This is a genomic window from Burkholderia sp. LS-044, assembly GCF_004803625.1.
Lineage (GTDB): Bacteria > Pseudomonadota > Gammaproteobacteria > Burkholderiales > Burkholderiaceae > Burkholderia > Burkholderia cepacia.
The window spans coordinates 89,652-107,314 of the sequence record NZ_SSWO01000015.1 but is presented as its reverse complement, the minus strand read 5'-3'; the positions used below and the strand labels follow the sequence as shown (position 1 = coordinate 107,314).

General features: G+C 66.3%; 16 protein-coding genes. 9 read left to right on the top strand and 7 right to left on the bottom strand.

Features of this window, described 5'->3' with window-relative positions:
* Window positions 1-5: 5 nt before the first annotated feature.
* Window positions 6-1,526, bottom strand: a complete 1,521-nt coding sequence (locus E9536_RS30915; RefSeq protein ID WP_247873537.1) for a TolC family protein — start codon at window positions 1,524-1,526, stop codon at window positions 6-8.
* A 98-nt stretch (window positions 1,527-1,624) separates the two neighbouring features.
* Here E9536_RS30915 and E9536_RS30910 point away from each other — a divergent pair, with 98 nt between their 5' ends.
* Window positions 1,625-2,398 carry a helix-turn-helix transcriptional regulator gene (locus E9536_RS30910; protein WP_059696179.1) on the top strand — a complete coding sequence of 258 codons (774 nt, stop codon included), beginning with the start codon at window positions 1,625-1,627 and terminating at the stop codon, window positions 2,396-2,398.
* A gap of 102 nt (window positions 2,399-2,500) precedes the next feature.
* A complete protein-coding gene (locus tag E9536_RS30905) occupies window positions 2,501-3,568 on the top strand; it encodes a LysR family transcriptional regulator (RefSeq protein ID WP_136471936.1) in 1,068 nt (355 codons plus the stop codon).
* On the opposite strand, the gene leuA is transcribed toward E9536_RS30905, so the two are convergent.
* Window positions 3,486-5,195 carry a 2-isopropylmalate synthase gene (gene leuA, locus E9536_RS30900; RefSeq protein WP_034196100.1) on the bottom strand — a complete coding sequence of 570 codons (1,710 nt, stop codon included), beginning with the start codon at window positions 5,193-5,195 and terminating at the stop codon, window positions 3,486-3,488. The genes E9536_RS30905 and leuA overlap by 83 nt on opposite strands.
* A gap of 945 nt (window positions 5,196-6,140) precedes the next feature.
* Between leuA and E9536_RS30895 the strand changes: the two genes are divergently transcribed.
* The 3 genes from E9536_RS30895 (at window position 6,141) to E9536_RS30885 (ending at window position 8,475) form a co-directional block, all read left to right on the top strand.
* Window positions 6,141-6,530 (top strand): fucose-binding lectin II, encoded by a 390-nt coding sequence (locus E9536_RS30895; RefSeq protein WP_027790003.1) that lies wholly within the window; start codon window positions 6,141-6,143, stop codon window positions 6,528-6,530.
* Window positions 6,531-6,654: 124 nt separating this feature from the next.
* Window positions 6,655-7,476, top strand: a complete 822-nt coding sequence (locus tag E9536_RS30890) for a fucose-binding lectin II (RefSeq protein WP_136471934.1) — start codon at window positions 6,655-6,657, stop codon at window positions 7,474-7,476.
* 153 nt (window positions 7,477-7,629) lie between these two features.
* Window positions 7,630-8,475, top strand: coding sequence for an AraC family transcriptional regulator (locus tag E9536_RS30885; protein WP_136471932.1), 846 nt, complete (start codon window positions 7,630-7,632; stop codon window positions 8,473-8,475).
* 186 nt (window positions 8,476-8,661) lie between these two features.
* On the opposite strand, the gene E9536_RS30880 is transcribed toward E9536_RS30885, so the two are convergent.
* The 3 genes from E9536_RS30880 to E9536_RS30870 all read right to left on the bottom strand — a co-directional run bounded on the left by E9536_RS30880 (window position 8,662) and on the right by E9536_RS30870 (window position 10,973).
* A complete protein-coding gene (locus E9536_RS30880; RefSeq protein ID WP_027790006.1) occupies window positions 8,662-8,994 on the bottom strand; it encodes a helix-turn-helix transcriptional regulator in 333 nt (110 codons plus the stop codon).
* Window positions 8,987-9,403 carry a type II toxin-antitoxin system RelE/ParE family toxin gene (locus E9536_RS30875; RefSeq protein WP_348772193.1) on the bottom strand — a complete coding sequence of 139 codons (417 nt, stop codon included), beginning with the start codon at window positions 9,401-9,403 and terminating at the stop codon, window positions 8,987-8,989. Before E9536_RS30875 ends, E9536_RS30880 begins: the two co-directional genes overlap by 8 nt.
* A gap of 205 nt (window positions 9,404-9,608) precedes the next feature.
* Complete coding sequence (locus E9536_RS30870; protein ID WP_136471930.1) at window positions 9,609-10,973, bottom strand: M23 family metallopeptidase; 1,365 nt, start codon at window positions 10,971-10,973, stop codon at window positions 9,609-9,611.
* Between the two features lie 340 nt (window positions 10,974-11,313).
* Between E9536_RS30870 and E9536_RS30865 the strand changes: the two genes are divergently transcribed.
* On the top strand, window positions 11,314-12,183 hold the full coding sequence (locus tag E9536_RS30865; protein ID WP_136471928.1) for a mechanosensitive ion channel family protein: 870 nt from the start codon (window positions 11,314-11,316) through the stop codon (window positions 12,181-12,183).
* Window positions 12,184-12,263: 80 nt separating this feature from the next.
* Here E9536_RS30865 and E9536_RS30860 read toward each other — a convergent pair whose 3' ends face one another.
* Together E9536_RS30860 and E9536_RS30855 are read right to left on the bottom strand one after the other, a co-directional pair.
* Window positions 12,264-13,406 (bottom strand): branched-chain amino acid ABC transporter substrate-binding protein, encoded by a 1,143-nt coding sequence (locus tag E9536_RS30860; protein ID WP_060086045.1) that lies wholly within the window; start codon window positions 13,404-13,406, stop codon window positions 12,264-12,266.
* A 69-nt stretch (window positions 13,407-13,475) separates the two neighbouring features.
* Window positions 13,476-14,513 (bottom strand): histone deacetylase family protein, encoded by a 1,038-nt coding sequence (locus E9536_RS30855; RefSeq protein ID WP_060068274.1) that lies wholly within the window; start codon window positions 14,511-14,513, stop codon window positions 13,476-13,478.
* Window positions 14,514-14,628: 115 nt separating this feature from the next.
* On the opposite strand from E9536_RS30855, the gene E9536_RS30850 reads away from it, so the two are divergent.
* From E9536_RS30850 to mqo, 3 genes are all read left to right on the top strand, one after another.
* Window positions 14,629-15,117, top strand: coding sequence for an Lrp/AsnC family transcriptional regulator (locus tag E9536_RS30850; RefSeq protein ID WP_027790012.1), 489 nt, complete (start codon window positions 14,629-14,631; stop codon window positions 15,115-15,117).
* A gap of 65 nt (window positions 15,118-15,182) precedes the next feature.
* Window positions 15,183-15,470, top strand: a complete 288-nt coding sequence (locus E9536_RS30845) for a hypothetical protein (protein ID WP_059696199.1) — start codon at window positions 15,183-15,185, stop codon at window positions 15,468-15,470.
* A 522-nt stretch (window positions 15,471-15,992) separates the two neighbouring features.
* Window positions 15,993-17,654, top strand: coding sequence for a malate dehydrogenase (quinone) (gene mqo / locus E9536_RS30840; protein WP_211097510.1), 1,662 nt, complete (start codon window positions 15,993-15,995; stop codon window positions 17,652-17,654).
* Window positions 17,655-17,663 lie beyond the last annotated feature (9 nt).

Below are 17,663 nucleotides of genomic sequence, written 5' to 3'. Positions count from 1 at the left end.
GCCGGTCAGGGCCCGTTCACGTCAATAACGGGCTTGCGCTGGCCCTGACGCTGCCAGCCGCCCCCCAGTGCCTTGAAGACGGCAACCTGATCGAGCGCGACCTGCTGCGTCGACGCGGCCAGCGCCGCATCGACCGCGACGAGGCTGCGCTGCGCGTCGAGCACGCCGAGAAAATCCAGCGCGCCCGCGTCGTAGTTCAGTTCCGCGAGCCGGAAAGCGCGCGCGTGCTCGGCGCGCGCGGTTTCGAGCGCGGCCTTGCGGCGCCACTCGGCGCCGTATCGCGCGAGCGCCTGTTCGGTTTCCTTCAGCGCGCGCAGCACCTGCGCGTCGAACGACGCGCGAGCAGCGGCATCGTCCGCGCGTGCCTGCGCGAGCTGCGCGCGGCTCACCGCGAGATTCGGAAAACGCCAGGTAATCAGCGGCCCGACGCCCCACGCGATCGCGTACTTGTCGCCGAGCGACGACGGATCGCCGGTCGTCGACAGCCAGTTCACCGACCCGCCAAGCACGATCGACGGATACAGCTCGGCCGTGGCGGCACCGATCCGCGCGTTCGACGCGGCGAGCCGGCGCTCGCTTTCGCGCAGGTCGGGCCGGCGCCGGAGCAGCGCGGCGCCATCGCCGACCGGAAACGGCCGCGCCAGTGCCGGCGTCGCATGGCAGCGCGCGGCCGCGTCGGGGATCGCGCCGGGCGCGTGCCCGGTCAGCACCGCCAGCTCATACAACGCGGCGCGGCGCGCGCCAGTCAGCGCCGGCAGTTCGGCACGCGTATCGTCGGCGAACGCGCGCGACCGCGCGACTTCCAGATCGGACACGAGACCGTGCGTGCGCTGCCGTGCGGTCAGCGCGGCGAGGCGGTCGGCGATCGCGACCGAACGCTCGGCCACGTCGATCCGCTCGCCGTACGCGCACGCCTGCGCGTAGGCGGCTGTCGTCTCGGCGGCCACCGTGACGCGCATCGCATCCGATGCCGCCTGCACGGCCTCCGAATCGGCGCGCGCGGCATCGACGAGATGACCGACACGCCCCCACAGATCGACTTCCCACGACAGCGCGAACGACGGCGCGAATCCCCGGCGCGTACGTGCATCGGTGCCCTTCGCGCTCGCGACGATCTGGTCGGGCGCGTGCTTGCCGTAGTCGACGCCGAAGCCGGCCGTCGTATCGGGCAATCGCGCGGCGCCCGCTTCGTCGAGCACGGCGCGCGCCCGCTCGACGCGTGCCGCGGCCACCGCGAGATCGCGGTTTTGCGCGAGCGCTTCGCGCACGAGTGCGTCCAGCGCCGGATCGTCGAACAGTTGCCACCAGCGATCGGGCAACGCGCCGCCCGGCGCGACGGGCGCATCGGCCGCGGCATCGAACGGCGCGCGATGTGCCGCATCGATCGACGGCGGGCGATACGGCTCGCCGACGGAGCACGCGCCCAGCATCGCCGCGCTCAGCAGCGTGGCGGCGATGCGCGGCGCGCAAGACGAGGCGGCAACGGGTAAATCGAAGGAAAGCGAAGCAAGGAAGGAAGCGCGCATCGTGCGGTGGCAGTCGAACAAACGATAGGCCTATGGTAATTTCGGCACATTCAGTCGATCTCGCGCGCAAAGCGCATTCGTCGTCGAGAAAAGGACAAGTGGACCCATTTTTCAGCGCGCTCGAGCGCAAGGACAAGCACAAGCAGATCGCGGTCGCCGTGTCCGACGCGGCGTCCGGCGTCCTGTATCCGCCGCATTCGCACCGGCACGGCCAGCTGATTCACGCGATTTCCGGCGTGATGCTCGTGCATGCGGATGCCGGCAGCTGGGTCGTGCCGACCGGGCGCGCGGTGTGGGTGCCGGCGGGCACGCAGCACGAGATCCGGATGGCCGGCGACGTGCAGATGCGCTCGGTGTTCGTCGCGCGCGAAGTGCGGCCGAGCCTGCCGGGCGAATGCCGCGTGATCGAGGTCGGCACGTTGCTGCGCGAACTGATCGTGACCGCGTGCGAACTGCCGGCCGACTACGACCTTTCGCATCGCGCGGGACGCGTGCTCGCGCTGATCCTCGACGAAATCGAAATCGCGCCGCTGCTGTCGCTGCATGTGCCGATGCCGCGCCATCCGGCACTCGCCGCGCTGTGCACGCAGCTGGTCAACGACCCGTCGGCGGCCGTCACGCTGCAGTCGTGGGCGCGCGATGCCCACATGAACGAGCGCACGCTCGCACGCACGTTCAAGCGCGAGACGGGCATGACGCACGGCGCATGGTGCCGCCATGCGCGATTGCTGCTGAGCCTGCCGCGCCTCGCGGCCGGCACGCCGATCCTCGAACTCGCGCTCGAGCACGGCTACGACAGCCCGAGCGCGTTCGCGGCGATGTTCCGCAAGGCGCTCGGCGTGCCGCCGAGCGAATACTTCCGGCGGCGATAAACAGCGCTGTCCGTTTCGCGACGATCGAGCGCTGCCGCGCGTGCGCGGCGCAACGTGTGGCCCGCTACAGTGGCGGCATCGCACGACACTCGCGCTCCGCCGATGGATCTGATTCAACGCATGCAGGTTTTCGTCACGCTCGCCGACGCGGGAACCTTCACCGAAACCGGCAAGCGGCTCAACCTGACGACCGCGTATGTCAGCCGCGCGATCGCGTCGCTCGAAACGCATCTCGGCATCCGGCTGCTGAACCGCACGACGCGCTCGATGTGCCTGACCGAAGCCGGTGAACGCTATCTGGCCCGCGCACGCGACATCACGCTCGCAGTGGACGCGAGCGAACGCGAAGCGCGCGGCGCGCGGCTGCATCCATACGGACGACTGCGCGCGCACTGCAGCGCCAGCATCGCGAACCGTTTCGTGATTCCGCTGGTCGCGCGCTTCCAGGCGCGTTATCCGGAAGTCAGCGTCGATTTGACGCTCGCACCGCACGTGCCCGACCTGATCCGCGACAGCTACGACGTCGCCATCATCGCGATGCCGAACCTGCCGAGCTCCGATCAGGTCGCGATCGATGTCGGGCGAATCGGCAGCGTGCTGTGCGCGGCGCCCGCGTATGTCGCGCATCACGGCATGCCGGATACGCCGCGCGCGCTCGTGCGGCATCGCTGCCTGCAGCTGGTCGCACCGGCCTACCCGGCGGGTGAATGGACACTGACGCGCGGTGCGGATGCGGAAACGGTCGCGTTCGAGCCGGCGATGACGGCCGACGTCGCGGCATCGCTCGCGATCGCGGTACGGGAAGGGGCAGGAATCGGCCTGCTGCCGGAATTCGTCGCGGCGGACGATCTGCGTTCAGGCGCGCTGGTGCGCGTGCTGCCCGATTACCGGGCGGACGACGTGGGCGTGTTTCTGGTGTACCCGTCACGCCGGCACATCGACGCGAAGACGCGCGCGTGGGTGGATTTCATGAAGGTGGAACTGCGCGATGCGCTTGCCGGGCCGCGCAGCGGCCACCGGGACGGCCACCAAGGCGGCGGCGACGCGACCGCGCCGGACACCGCCGGCGCAGCCGCCACGACGCCGCTTACGCGACAGCCTTCACCGCGGAATGCGCGCCAAAAAACGTCGCCTGCACCGCTTCGTCCGCGCGCGCATACGCGCGGTTGACACCGCTGATCACCGCGCGGATCGACGCGGTCGTCAGGTTCGCGTCGATACCGACGCCGAACGCGCTGCCGCGCACGCCCGACCCGGCCAGCTCCGCGATCGCGATCGCCTTCGCATCGGCGCCTTGCGACAGCGCGCGCTCCTCGTAGTGCTGGATGCGCAGCGGCGTACGCAGCGCGTGCATCAGCGCGTCGAGCGGACCGTTGCCTTCACCGCGCAGCACGCGGCGCTCGCCGTGCACGTCGGCGGTCAGCACGATCGTCTCGCGGCCGTCGCGCTCGCTCAGCTCATGGCCGACATAACGCAGCGGCGCATCGCCTTCCACGTATTCCTGCTGGAACAGCGACCAGATCTGCGCGCTCGTCACCTCGAGCCCGCTGTCGTCGGTCAGGCGCTGCACGGCCGCGCTGAAGTCGACCTGCAGGCGGCGCGGCAGCGCGACGCCATAGCTCTGCTCGAGCAGGTACGCGATACCGCCCTTGCCCGACTGGCTGTTCACGCGAATGATCGAGTCGTACGTGCGGCCGACATCGCTCGGATCGATCGGCAGGTACGGCATTTCCCATACGGCGTCGGGTTTCTGTACCGCGAAGCCCTTCTTGATCGCGTCCTGATGCGAGCCGGAGAACGCGGTGAACACGAGGTCGCCGACATACGGATGGCGCGGGTGGATCGGCAACTGCGTGCATTCCTCGGACGTGCGCGCGACTTCGTTGATCTGCGAGAAATCGAGGCCCGGATCGACGCCCTGCGAGTAGAGGTTCAGCGCGAGCGTGACGAGATCGACGTTACCGGTGCGCTCGCCGTTGCCGAACAGGCAGCCCTCGATCCTGTCCGCACCGGCCATCACCGCGAGCTCGGCCGCCGCGACCGCGGTGCCGCGGTCGTTGTGCGGATGCACGGACACGATCAGCGCATCGCGGCGCGCGAGGTTGCGGTGCATCCATTCGATCTGGTCCGCGTAGAAGTTCGGCGTGCCGACTTCGACCGTGGCGGGCAGGTTCACGATCGCCTTGTGCTCCGGCGTCGGCTGCCAGACGTCGAACACGGCGTCGCAGACTTCCTTCGCGAAATCCAGCTCGGTCGCCGTGAAGGTTTCCGGGCTGTATTGCAGCGTGAAATGCGTGTCGGTCGCGGCGTCGGCGAAGCGCTTGATCGTGCGCGCCGCGTTCACCGCGAGTGCCTTCACGCCGTCGCGGTCGAGGCCGAACACGATCTTGCGGAATTCCGGCGCGGTCGCGTTGTACAGGTGAACGATCGCGCGCTTCGCGCCGCGCAGCGAGTCGAAGGTACGCTCGATCAGGTCGTCGCGGGCCTGCGTGAGCACCTCGATCGTCACGTCGTCGGGAATGTGGCCGCCTTCGATCAGTTCGCGCACGAAGTTGAAGTCGGTCTCCGACGCCGACGGAAACGCGACCTCGATCTCCTTGAAGCCGATCGCGACCAGCATCTTGAACATCCGCATCTTGCGCGCCGCGTCCATCGGCTCGAACAGCGACTGGTTGCCGTCGCGCAGGTCGGTGCTCATCCAGATCGGTGCTTGCGTGATCGTGCGCGTCGGCCACATGCGGTTCGGCAGGTTGACGGGCGTGAACGGTCGGTACTTCGTCGCGGGGTTCTTCAGCATCATGATGTTCGGTCCTCGGTCGGTTGGTCGGGAAACCGCGGCGCGATGGCCATCCGTCGTGGTGGCAGGCTGCGCGCACAGCGGTGAAAACGGTGGAAAGCGGCACAACGGCAAAGCGGTACGGCGAACGACGGCCTTGGCGGTTGAGCGACCGGGACGGAGCGGAACGATTCGGAAGAAAGACGAACTCAGGCGCCGGTCGACAACCGGGGCCAGGTCGGTGATGCGGGGGAAATCTGGCGCTTCAGGAAAGAAGCAGATGGAAAGCGCGCAGCCGCAGACCCAGCCCGGAAAAACGGGCTAGTAGTCGTAGCGAGAAGAGGGGCTGGGCGGCTTGCATGGCCGGAATCAGATCACAGGGTGACGTGGGCTGTCAACGGGCCGGGCGCAAATGGCACCGAATTTGATCGCTCAGAATCAGTCCTGTCCGATAGGCGTCGCGCAGCCCCGTCGATATGCTTCATGGGTGCGGCGCCGGTGGAGCCCTGTTCACGTTCGGAGTGAGTGGGTCAATCCACTTCGCCGGTTGCCGCACCCCATTTCCATCGCGATCGGGTTTCGGCGCGGGCGTTCGGTGGTGGCCGGTGGGCGCGGCCATGACCGAGATGCTGATGTTGAAACGAACGCTGCCATATGCGAACGCCGAACGTCCGCGCCGAAACCCGATTGCTGTCGCCTCCCCTGCCTCCCCGCCGGCGTTATCGCGCATCGTTCAGAAAAGCGATATGGGTGCCGATATAGTTTCTCGAATATCTGCAAATAGCGCCAATTAAACACGCTTCATTAAATCGATTAACCTTGGTTTTCGATTTACTGAACAATAGCCATTCCTCGGCGAATATTTTCTGATTTATTTTTCGGCATGCTCGATGCGTCGCATTTCAAACCGCAAACGTTTGCGCGACACAGCTCCAAGCCTTACCCATCATTCATCAGGAGGAGAGCATGGCCGATTCTCAAACGTCTTCCAATCGCGCCGGCGAGTTTTCGATTCCGCCGAATACCGATTTCCGCGCGATTTTCTTCGCGAATGCCGCCGAGCAACAGCACATCAAGCTGTTCATCGGCGACAGCAAGGAACCCGCCGCATATCACAAGCTGACGACGCGCGACGGCCCGCGTGAAGCGACGCTGAATTCCGGCAACGGCAAGATCCGCTTCGAAGTGTCGGTGAACGGCAAGCCGTCAGCCACCGACGCGCGCCTCGCGCCGATCAACGGCAAGAAATCGGACGGCTCGCCGTACACGGTCAACTTCGGGATCGTCGTGTCGGAAGACGGCCACGACAGCGACTACAACGACGGCATCGTCGTGCTCCAGTGGCCGATCGGCTGACCTGACGCACGGCCGACGACCGACCACCGCCGGCCGCCTCCGGGCCGGCCGGCGGTTGGGCACCGCATTCAGCGGCGCCTCGCGCCGCACTCCACAGAAACCCGTCCTACCAACGGAGACATCCATGCCCCTCCTTTCGGCTTCGATCATCAGTGCACCCGTGGCGACCTCGGAGACCTACGTCGACATCCCGGGCCTGTACATCGACATCGCCAAGGCAGAGATTCGAAACGGGAAACTGCAGGTCATCCTCAACGTGCCGACGCCGTACGCGACCGGCAACAACTTCCCCGGCATCTATTTCGCGATCGCGACCGACAAGGGCGTCGTCGCGGACGGCTGCTTCACCTATTCGTCGAAGGTGCCCGAAAGCACCGGGCGCATGCCGTTCACGCTCGTCGCGACGATCGACGTCGGCACCGGCGTCACGTTCGTGAAGGGCCAGTGGAAAAGCGTGCGCGGCAGCGCGATGCATATCGACTCGTACGCGAGCCTGTCCGCGATCGGGGAAACGGCGGCGGCGTCGTCGTCGCCCGCCGGCGGCGGCAGCGAAACCGGTACGGACAGCGGCAGCGGTGCCGGCAGCATCGGCGGCGGCGAGCGCGACGGCACGTTCAACCTGCCGCCGAACATCAAGTTCGGCGTCACAGCGCTCACCAACGCCGCGAACGACCAGACGATCGACATCTACGTCGACGACAACCCGAAACCGGCCGCCACGTTCAAGGGCGCCGGCGCGCAGGACCAGAACCTCGGCACCAAGGTGCTCGATTCCGGCAAGGGACGCGTGCGCGTGATCGTGATGGCGAACGGCAAGCCGTCGCGGCTCGGCTCACGGCAGGTCGATATCTTCAAGAAGTCGTATTTCGGGATCGTCGGCTCGGAAGACGGCGCCGACGACGACTACAACGACGGCATCGTGTTCCTGAACTGGCCGCTGGGCTGAGTAGCACCGCCCTGCCCGCCGTCGCCACGCCGCCCGGCGTGGCGATCCGTTCCAGTGCGTCAGCCGGCGCACGCCCCGCCCGCGCCGCAAGAACGATCAAATGCCCCCGGCGCCGATACCATATAGTCCGGCCGACACACTCATTGGCACGCCATGAATCCGGTAGGACAAGCACTCTGGTTTATCGAAACCACGCTAGACACGGAACTGACGCTCGACAGGATCTCCGCCAGTTGCGACATGTCGCGCTTCGGCTTCTCGCGCCTCTTCTCGATGAATACCGGCTGGCCGGTGATGCGCTACGTGCGGTCGCGGCGGCTCACGCGCGCGGCACGCGCACTCGCGCAAGGCGCGCCGGACATCCTGCACGTGGCGCTCGATGCCGGCTATGGCTCCCATGAGGCGTTCACGCGCGCCTTCCGCGATCTCTTCGGCGTCACGCCCGAGGACGTGCGGGCACGGCGCACCCTCGACGGATTGTCTCTTGTGGAGCCGCTGCGCATGAAAGAACTGAAGATCATCGACGTGAGGCCGTCGCGCTTCGAAACCGCCGGCAAGCGGCTGATCGCGGGCATGAGCGACCGCTATACGTTTGACACCAACGAAGGGATTCCAGCGCTCTGGCAAGCGTTCATCCCATACATCGGTACCCTTCCCGGCCAGGTCGGGGACGTGACGTACGGCGTGTGCTGCAACCCCGATGCGGACGGCAGCTTCGAATACATCGCGGGCGTGGAAGTCACGAGCCGCGACCGGCTGCCCGCGCCGTTTCGCTGGGTCGAACTGGCGCCACAGCGGTACGCGGTGTTCGAACACGCCGGGCATATCTCGACGTTGCACCAGACCTTCTACAGCATCTGGAACGGCTGGCTGCCGACGTCGGGATTCAAGGCGGTGGACGCACCCGAGTTCGAGCGCTACAGCGACGACTACGATCCGGTGACGGGCGCCGGCGTGCTGGAAATCTGGTTGCCGGTCGAACCTGTGGCGTTAACGTGAACGAACGTGACAAACAATCGGACCACACTGATTCTGCAGCCAATGTGTTCGACTACGAAGTGCCCACACGATGAACCGGACGGGCTGCAGTTTCTCGAGGTGCGGGATTCACAGTCAGGATCGTGGCCGCGTATGCGGTCTCCCGACGAAGTTCGTTTGCGAAATCAGCGCCTGACGCCAGCGTGTTCACGCGAACGAAATGACGAGCTTCTTGCCGCACGCTGCGGCGTACTTGCGCAGCGTCGCAAACGACGGCGAGTGCTTCTCGCTCGAAAACGAAGCTTCGAGCCTCGATACGGCCGACGTCGTGGTGCCCATTCGTTCGGCGACCTGAGCCTGAGTCAGGCCCGCATCCTTGCGCGCGTCGAGCAACGCACGAAGCGCGGTGAACTCCTCTTCCAGTGCATCGTATTCCGCCTTGATGGCCGGATCGGTGAGCAGACGTGCGGTGTCTTCGGCAGTGTGTCGGACCGGTGCATACCGCTCCTCGCTTGTATGTGCGGGGCGAGCCTTAGCCATTGTTACGTACCTCCTTCATTCGCCTGCGGGCGATTTGCAACTCGTCGTTGGGTGTTTCCTGCGTCTTCTTGACGAAGGAATGCAGGACGACGAGTTCATATCCCACCCGGATGCAATAGAACACACGCCCGATGCCTTCACGGCCTCGCGGGCGCAATTCAAACAATCCTTCCCCTATCGCGCGCGAATACGGCATCCGCAGATCCGCACCGTGTTCTTCCATCGCCTCGATCAGTCGGAGGTAGCCAGCCAGAATACCCTTGGGCAAAGCGAACACATCACGCTTTACCCGTTCGTCGTAGTACAGGATCGTCCACTTCTTCATCGCGATATTAGCAAATTTGCTAACTACCATCAAACCTGTCGAGTCCTTCCGGTCGGCGCGCTCCGGGCACGTGACCATCCGCATGTATTGCGACTCCTGCGACAAAGCGACATGCCCGCTGCCGGCCACGCGCCCCGATCAGGTACCTCTCGTCAGGCCAGGTGAACCGGGTATCCGGCTTCCGTTTGTCAATTCGTCTTCTACACGCTTCCTTCAGACTCTAAGGCGACGTCTTTGCGATTCGTCAGTTAACCAAACGATCTAATTCCCACATTGCAAATCCGCGGGGTCAGCCATCGTGCAACGGGGAAAGCGTCGACATCGCAACCGACCGCAGCCAGTCGGCAGACGCGAGCTGCGTGCGCGCACCGAGCGCCACCTGGTTGAACGCCACGCGCCGCTCGCCCTTCAGCTTCGCCGCGTCGCCCGCCTGTACCAGCGCGACCGGGTCGACGAGACGGTCATGCCTGCGCACCTCGAAATGCAGATGCGGCCCCGTGGCCGTCCCCGTACTGCCGACCGCGCCGACACGCTGGCCGCGCGCGACCCGCATGCCGGTTCGCAGCGTCGGCTCGAACGCCGACAGGTGCGCGTAGTACGACGCATAACCGCCGTCATGGCGAATCACCACGTACTTGCCATAGCCGCGCGGCTCGGTGCCGATGAACGTCACGACCCCACGTTCCGACGCATGAACCGCGCGCCCGGCCGGTGCCGCGAGATCGACGCCGGAATGCACATGACGCGCGCCGGTCACCGGATGCACGCGCGCCCCGAAATGCGAGCTGATCCGCGTTGCGTTGACCGGCATCGCAAACCGCGAACCGGCGAGCGGCACGCCGTCGAAGTCGTAATAGCCCCCCGACGCGCCGTCAGCGGGCGCAAACCACACGCCCGCGACGTACTGGCCGCGAAAGCGAAGCTCGAGCGCCGTCACGCGCGTGCCGCCCGGCTGCATCGCGCTGTCGTCGGGTTCGTATGCGACGCGGAAGGTGTCGCCGAGTGCGCCGTGCTGTTTCAGCTCGATGCGCCCGGCGAGCATGCGGATGACCTGCTCGGCAACGCCGGCCGGCAGATCGGCGCGCGCCAGCGACGCCCGCAGGCTGCCGACGATCGCGCCGCCACGCGCGCCGCGCTCGGCCTCTTCGAGCACGAACGGTTCAGCGGCGGCGAGATCGACGGGACGCCGTTCGTACGCGGCCCGTTCACCCATCGCGGGCAACGCCGATGCAAGACCGTAATCGAACCTCGACGCGTACGCGCGTTCGACCGCACCGCGCGCCGCATCGCACAGCACGCGATAGGCCACACATGCACCGAAGCGCGCAACGGCGCCATCGCGTTCACGCGCGCTCGGCACGTTCGACGCAGGCAACGCGTAGGCAACGTCGAGCGGCGCTGCCGACGATGCATGCAAGCCGCCCCACGTCGTTCGCGCGGCATCGAAAAAGGGCACGTCGACAAGGTCGGCCGTCACGGGCGAGAACGGCGCGGTGTCGTGGGACACATGCGCCGATGCACCCGGTGAACCCGCCACACAGGCGGCCGCGACGACACCGCGCAGCAGCGCGCGGCGCATCGGGAAACCGCAAGCGCCGCGGAGCGCGGATAGACCTTGTTCGCGTGCGAGACGGAAACGCAGGTCTAACCGCATGACGTCGTCACTCGCTGTCTGTCAATGAAAAATCGGGAAAGAACCGGGTATCGCGGAGGAACGATCGTCGCGACCCGGCAACGTGAAGACGAGTGTATCGGCGCGATCGAAGCAGCTGAATAGGACAAGTCTCAGTTACTGGAAAAGTCGCTTCGTACTAGATCGAAATCGCGATGTCGTGCACCGGCGGCACGGCTGTGCGGCATTTGACCCCACCCATGCGAGCGAACCATCGTGCCGCAGATACAGTCGAACGCTGCCGGCGCGTGAGCGCGAGCGTGCCCGACCACGGCACGTTCGCGTCGCATCGCGCACGGCTTCCTCAACCCGGAATCCCTTCATGTTTCTCGACCAACTACACCCGGAACGCTGGACGTTCCTGTGGAACGCACTGTCCACCCTCTCCATCAAGCTATGTGCCGGCCTGGCGCTGCTCGTCGTCGGCTGGTGGCTGTCGAAACGCATCGGCAACTGGCTGAACCGCCTGCTCTCGAACAAGGAGCGCGTCGACGACACGCTACGGCCGATCCTCTGCGACGTGGCCGTGTGGGGCATCCGCATCGTCGCGATTGTCGGCGCGCTGTCGCAGCTCGGCATCGAAACCGCGAGCATCGTCGCGGTGCTCGGCGCCGCAGGCCTCGCGATCGGGCTCGCGCTGCAAGGCACGATGCAGAACATCGCGGCCGGCATCATGCTCCTGCTGCTGCGGCCGTTCAAGGTCGGCGACTATATCGACGGCGGCACGGGCGTCGCGGGCACCGTCGACGAGGTCGGGCTCTTCATGACGCGGCTGACGAAACCGGACGGCATCTGCGAGTACGTGCCGAACAGCGCGCTGTGGGGCAGCTCGATTCGCAACTACACGCGCAACCCGACACGCCGCCTCGATCTCGAAGTGGAAGTATCGGTACACGACGACATCGACCGTGCGCTCGATGCGCTGCGCAAGCTGGCGCTCGCCGATCCCGACGTGCTCCGCGAGCCGGAACCGGACGTGATGGTGATGCGCTTCGACGACAGCACGGCGGTCGCGAACATGCGCGTATGGACGCACACCGACAAGTTCTGGGCGATGCGCTGGCGCCTCGCGCGCCAGGTGCGCAAGGCGCTTGCCGATGCGGATTGCGTGCTGCCGATCCGCGCACGCGAGCTGCACATCGTGCACGACGCGGAGCGCCGCGCCGACAGCACGCGAGCGCGCGCGCTGTAAACGGCGAAGGCCGCGAAGCCTGTTCCGCTTCGCGGCCCCCGCGACATCAGACGCAACACCAACGCAAAATCACCGCCGCGTCACATCTTCACGATATCGAGCAGCGCCTTCTTGCCGCTCTTGTACGTGAACACCGAGATCGCGCCGTGCTTCAGGTCGCCCTGCGGCGTGAAGCTCGTTTCGCCGATCACGCCGCGATAGTCGGTGGCCGGCATCGCGGCCAGCACCTTCGCCGGATCGGTCGAGTTCGCGCGTTTCATCGCGTCGACGATGATGTGGACAGCGTCGTACGAGAACGGCGCATACACCTGCATCGGTTGGTGGTAACGCGCTTCGTAGCGCTTCGCGAACGCCGCGCCGCCCGGCATCTTCTCGAGCGCGATGCCGGCTTCGGAGCACACGACGTTGTCGGAGGCCGGGCCCGCGAGCTTCGGCAGGTCGGTCGAGCACACGCCGTCGCCGGCGAGGATCTTCGCCCGCATGCCGAGCTGGCGCGCCTGCTTCGCGAGCGGGCCGCCCGTCGCGTCCATGCCGCCGTACATGATCGCGTCCGGGTTCGCGCCCTTGATCTTCGTGAGGATCGCGCGGAAGTCGATCGCCTTGTCGTTGGTCGCGTCGCGCGACACGACCTTCATGCCGGCCGCCTTCGCGGCTTTCTCGAACTCGGTCGCGAGGCCCTGCCCGTACGCGGTCGAATCGTCGACCACGGCCACCGTCCTGATGCCCATGTTCTTCGCCGCATACATCGCGAGTGCTGGCCCCTGCTGCGCGTCGGTCGCGACGACGCGATAGGTCGTCTTGAAGCCTTGCTGCGTGTAGGTCGGGTTGGTCGCGGCCTGCGAGATCTGCACGACGCCGCCGTCGCGATAGACGCGCGACGCCGGAATCGACGTGCCCGAGTTGTGATGGCCGACGACACCGATCACCTTGTCGTCGACGAGCCGCTGCGCGACCTGCGTCGCGGTGCGCGGATCGCCCGCGTCGTCCTGCGCGTCGAGCTGCAGCGTGACCTTCTTGCCGCCGATCGTCAGGCCCTTCGCGTTGATTTCCTCGACCGCGAGGCGCGCGCCGTTCTCGCTGTCCTTGCCGAGATGCGCGATCGCGCCGGTCAGCGGCGCGACGTGGCCGATGCGCACGATCTCGTCCGCGTGCGCGGGCCATGCGGCCAGCGCGCACGTCAATGCGGCCGCGGTGGCGAGTGCCGTCTTGTGATGCCGGTTCATGCCTGTCTCCTCCTTTGTCGCACTTCGTTCGTGTTCGGATTCGTCGTTCGTCGAAGGCCGCGCATGCGCTCACGCGCGCCCTTCGAATCCCAGCAGTACGTTCACCGCGTTGATGCCGATCTCGTCGACCATGTAGCCGCCTTCCATCACGAACAGCGTCGGCAGGTTCAGGCGCGCGAGCGCCGCGCCGATGCGCAGGTAGTCGGGCGAGCGCAGCCGGAAATGGCTGATCGGGTCGTGCTCGAAGGTATCGACGCCGAGCGAGACGACGAGCGCGTCGGGCGCATGTGCGGCGATCGCGGTTGCCGCCTGGTCGAGCGCCGCCGAATAGGTGTCCCACAGCGTGCCCTTCGGCAGCGGCAGGTTCAGGTTGAAGCCTTCGCCCGCGCCGATGCCGCGCTCCTCCGCGTAGCCGGAGAAGTACGGGTACGACACCGGCGCCTCGCCGTGGATCGATGCGAACAGCACGTCCGCACGGTCGTAGAAGATGTCCTGCGTGCCGTTGCCGTGGTGGAAATCGACGTCGAGCACCGCGACGCGCGCGGCGCCCTGCGCGATGCAGTGCTGCGCGGCGATCGCCGCGTTGTTCAGGTAGCAATAGCCGCCCATGTACTCGCGGCCCGCGTGATGACCGGGCGGGCGGCACAGCGCGAACGCTGCGCGCGCCGCGCCGCTCGACAGCAGGTCGGCGCCGGTGAGCGCCGAGTTCGCGCTCGCGCTCACGGCGTCCCACGTGCCCGCGTTGATCGGCGCACCGGCGTCCATCGCGTAGAAGCCGAGCTTGCCGTCGATGAACGCGGGCGGCGTCGCGGCGGCCGGCATCGCGCGCACCGGCCACACGAGCGGCAACGCCTGGCAGGTGCGGCCCGTCGCGGTCCACTCGTCCCACGCGCCGGCGAGGAAATCGACGTAGCGCGCGCTGTGCGCGGCCGCGTAGTGCGCGCGGTCGAACGGTTTCGGCGCGATGACGTCGCCAAGTCCAGCGGCACGCACCTGCGCGAGCACCGTCTCGGCGCGAAGGGGGTTTTCGAACGAATCGGTGATCGCGCCGTCCTTCAGTTCGACGCCGCGATGCAATTGGTGATCGCTGCTGTAGACCGTGAGCATGGTTGACTGTTGCGGTGAGGGTGGCAACAGTTTATTGACCGCAGGCGGCAATAACTTTGCTTTCGACGCGCGCCTTTCGTACAATTTTGAGAAAACCGCCTACGGAATCCAAGAAATGAGCAAAATTCGCGCTTCGGTCGAACTGGATGGCGTGGACCGCGCCATGCTGCGCCTGCTGCAGGACGACGGCGCGCTGTCGAACGCGACGCTCGGCGAGAAGCTGTCGCTGAGCGTCACGCCCTGCTGGCGCCGCCGCAAGCGGCTCGAGGACGAAGGCGTCATCACCGGCTACCAGGCGAATCTCGACCGGCGCGCGCTCGGCATGAACGTGTTCGCGTTCGTGCAGGTGACGTTCAACATGCATTCCGACGAGGATTCCGATCACTTCGAGGAGGTGATGCGACGGCACGACGAAGTGACGTCGTGCCACAAGATCACCGGCGCGGCCGACTACATCCTGCAGGTCGTCGCGGCCGATCTCGATGCGTACGCCGAATTCGTCGAGCGCGTGCTGCGCAAGCAGGCCGGGGTTTCGTCGATCCAGTCGAGCCTCGCGTTGCGCGAAGTGAAGTTCTCGTCGCGCGTGCCGGTGCCGGGCGCCTGAACGACGCGGCGAACGCAGGGGCCGTCAGCCGATTCTCCGAATACTCATCCCATGGAGCACCACCCATGAAGCGTTTCGTCCCTTCCCTGTCGCTGGCCGCCACGCTGGCCTGCGCGTTCGCACTGAGCGCCTGTGCCGCACCATCCACGCCGCCGGCCCAATCGTCGGCGCCGCCGGCCCCGCCGATGGTCGGCAGCGATCGCGACGCGCACGGCTGCATCGGCTCGGCCGGCTATTCGTGGTGCGAAACGACCCGACGATGCGAGCGCCCGTGGGAACTCGCGAAGCAGAAGGGCTTCGCGAATTCGGCGCAAGCGTACGACCAGTTCTGCCGGAACGGTGCCGCCAAGTAAAGTGACGTGACGTCGCGCGATCGTGTCGCGGCACACTGCCGCGACACGACGAGACACGAGCAAGACGCTCCCGAAAACCCCTCGCGATCCCGCGCAGTTATCCACACGTTTCCCGGTTCCGCCGACCGTCATTCCGGAAACCCGGACACACAAAAAACCCCACGAAAACAACGGTATTTTTCGTTTGTGACACAGCAAACGAGTTCGGTTACATTACGCGCCCCTTGCCACCCCGCCCCCCGCAAAACGCGTCGCGCGCGGCCTCTTTCCACGCAGCCTGAAGCGCCTTCCGCCAAGGCTTGCCGCAAGGGCCCGGGCGCGTCGTGCGCCACTGTGACGCAGGCGCTTGCCTGCCCGCGGGAAGCCGATCCGAAGGTGTCCTTCCCGACGGTTTCGCGTGCGCAAATGCAACGCGGCGCGGCGTCGATCCGGAATTCCGGATTCGCGATCCGGATCTCCAGATCGACGTTTCACCGCGGTCGACACACGCGCCGGGCGGCTTGGCAAACCGATGCATCCAAGTTGAAAAAGGGATCTGCTGTGATCAAAACGTTACGGGTAATACTGTCGGCGCTCGCGCTGTGCGTCGCCGCGTCGTCCGCGCACGCCGCCGATACGAAGAAGGTCGACGTCCTGCTGGTGGGCAGCGGCATCATGAGCTCGACGCTCGGCGTCTGGCTGCACGAGCTCCAGCCTGACTGGTCGATGACGATGGTCGAGCGCCTCGACGGCGTCGCGCTGGAAAGCTCGAACGGCTGGAACAACGCCGGCACCGGCCACTCGGCGCTCGCCGAACTCAACTACACGCCGGAGAAGGCGGACGGCAAGGTCGACATCTCGAAGGCCATCGAGATCAACGAGTCGTTCCAGATCTCGCGCCAGTTCTGGGCGTGGCAGGTCAAGCAGGGCGTGCTGAAGAACCCGCACTCGTTCATCAACTCGACGCCGCACATGAGCTTCGTGTGGGGCGACGACAACGTGCGCTTCCTGAAGAAGCGCTACGAGGCGCTGCAAGCCAGCCCGCTGTTCCGCGGCATGCAGTATTCGGAAGACTACGACCAGATCAAGCAGTGGGTGCCGCTGATGATGGAAGGCCGCGACCGCAACCAGAAGGTCGCGGCGACGTGGACGCCGATCGGCACCGACGTGAACTTCGGCGAGATCACGCGCCAGTTCGTCGGCTACCTGAAGACGCAGCCGAACTTCACGCTGTCGCTGTCGAGCGAAGTGCGCGAGATCACGCGCAATGCCGACGGCACGTGGCACGTGACGTGGGTCAAGCTGCACTCGGATGAACCGGCGCAGTCGGTCGACGCGAAGTTCGTGTTCATCGGCGCTGGCGGCGGTGCGCTGCACCTGCTGCAGGCGTCGGGCATCCCCGAGGCGAAGGACTACGGCGCGTTCCCGGTCGGCGGCTCGTTCCTCGTGACGGACAACCCCGAGGTTGTGAAGCAGCATCTCGCGAAGGCGTACGGCAAGGCGTCGGTCGGCTCGCCGCCGATGTCGGTGCCGCACCTCGACACGCGGATCATCGACGGCAAGAAGATCATCCTGTTCGGGCCGTTCGCGACGTTCTCGACCAAGTTCCTGAAGAACGGTTCGTACTTCGACCTGCTCAAGAGCACCAACACGCACAACGTCGCGCCGATGATGCGCGTGGGCGTCGACGAATTCCCGCTGGTCCAGTACCTCGCCGGCCAGCTGATGCTGTCGGACGACGACCGCTTCAACGCGCTGAAGGAATACTTCCCGAACGCGAAGAAGGAAGACTGGCGCCTGTGGCAGGCCGGCCAGCGCGTGCAGATCATCAAGCGCGACCCGGTGAAGGGTGGCGTGCTGAAGCTCGGCACCGAGATCGTCAGCTCGCAGGACGGCAGCATCGCGGGCCTGCTCGGCGCGTCGCCGGGCGCGTCGACGGCCGCGCCGATCATGCTGAACCTGATGAAGAAGGTGTTCAAGGACAAGGTCGCGACGCCCGAGTGGCAGCAGAAGATCCGCCAGATCGTGCCGAGCTACGGCACGAAGCTGAACGACAGCCCGGCGAAGGTCGTCGAGGAATGGACCTACACGAGCGACGTGCTGCAACTGGCGCCGCCGCCGAAGATCGACATGGCGACGCCGTCGCAGGCGACGGGCACGGCCCCGGCACGCCCCGCGAAGGCGTCGGCCGACATGGCGCTCTGATGCGCTGAG

Excerpts from the sequence above, each read along its gene's own strand:
- E9536_RS30915 (WP_247873537.1), bottom strand. The coding sequence starts at position 1,526 with ATGCGCGCTTCCTTCCTTGCTTCGCTTTCCTTCGATTTACCCGTTGCC.
- E9536_RS30905 (WP_136471936.1), top strand. The coding sequence starts at position 2,501 with ATGGATCTGATTCAACGCATGCAGGTTTTCGTCACGCTCGCCGACGCG.
- leuA (WP_034196100.1), bottom strand. The coding sequence starts at position 5,195 with ATGCTGAAGAACCCCGCGACGAAGTACCGACCGTTCACGCCCGTCAAC.
- E9536_RS30895 (WP_027790003.1), top strand. The coding sequence starts at position 6,141 with ATGGCCGATTCTCAAACGTCTTCCAATCGCGCCGGCGAGTTTTCGATT.
- E9536_RS30890 (WP_136471934.1), top strand. The coding sequence starts at position 6,655 with ATGCCCCTCCTTTCGGCTTCGATCATCAGTGCACCCGTGGCGACCTCG.
- E9536_RS30885 (WP_136471932.1), top strand. The coding sequence starts at position 7,630 with ATGAATCCGGTAGGACAAGCACTCTGGTTTATCGAAACCACGCTAGAC.
- E9536_RS30880 (WP_027790006.1), bottom strand. The coding sequence starts at position 8,994 with ATGGCTAAGGCTCGCCCCGCACATACAAGCGAGGAGCGGTATGCACCG.
- E9536_RS30875 (WP_348772193.1), bottom strand. The coding sequence starts at position 9,403 with ATGCGGATGGTCACGTGCCCGGAGCGCGCCGACCGGAAGGACTCGACA.
- E9536_RS30870 (WP_136471930.1), bottom strand. The coding sequence starts at position 10,973 with ATGCGGTTAGACCTGCGTTTCCGTCTCGCACGCGAACAAGGTCTATCC.
- E9536_RS30865 (WP_136471928.1), top strand. The coding sequence starts at position 11,314 with ATGTTTCTCGACCAACTACACCCGGAACGCTGGACGTTCCTGTGGAAC.
- E9536_RS30860 (WP_060086045.1), bottom strand. The coding sequence starts at position 13,406 with ATGAACCGGCATCACAAGACGGCACTCGCCACCGCGGCCGCATTGACG.
- E9536_RS30855 (WP_060068274.1), bottom strand. The coding sequence starts at position 14,513 with ATGCTCACGGTCTACAGCAGCGATCACCAATTGCATCGCGGCGTCGAA.
- E9536_RS30850 (WP_027790012.1), top strand. The coding sequence starts at position 14,629 with ATGAGCAAAATTCGCGCTTCGGTCGAACTGGATGGCGTGGACCGCGCC.
- E9536_RS30845 (WP_059696199.1), top strand. The coding sequence starts at position 15,183 with ATGAAGCGTTTCGTCCCTTCCCTGTCGCTGGCCGCCACGCTGGCCTGC.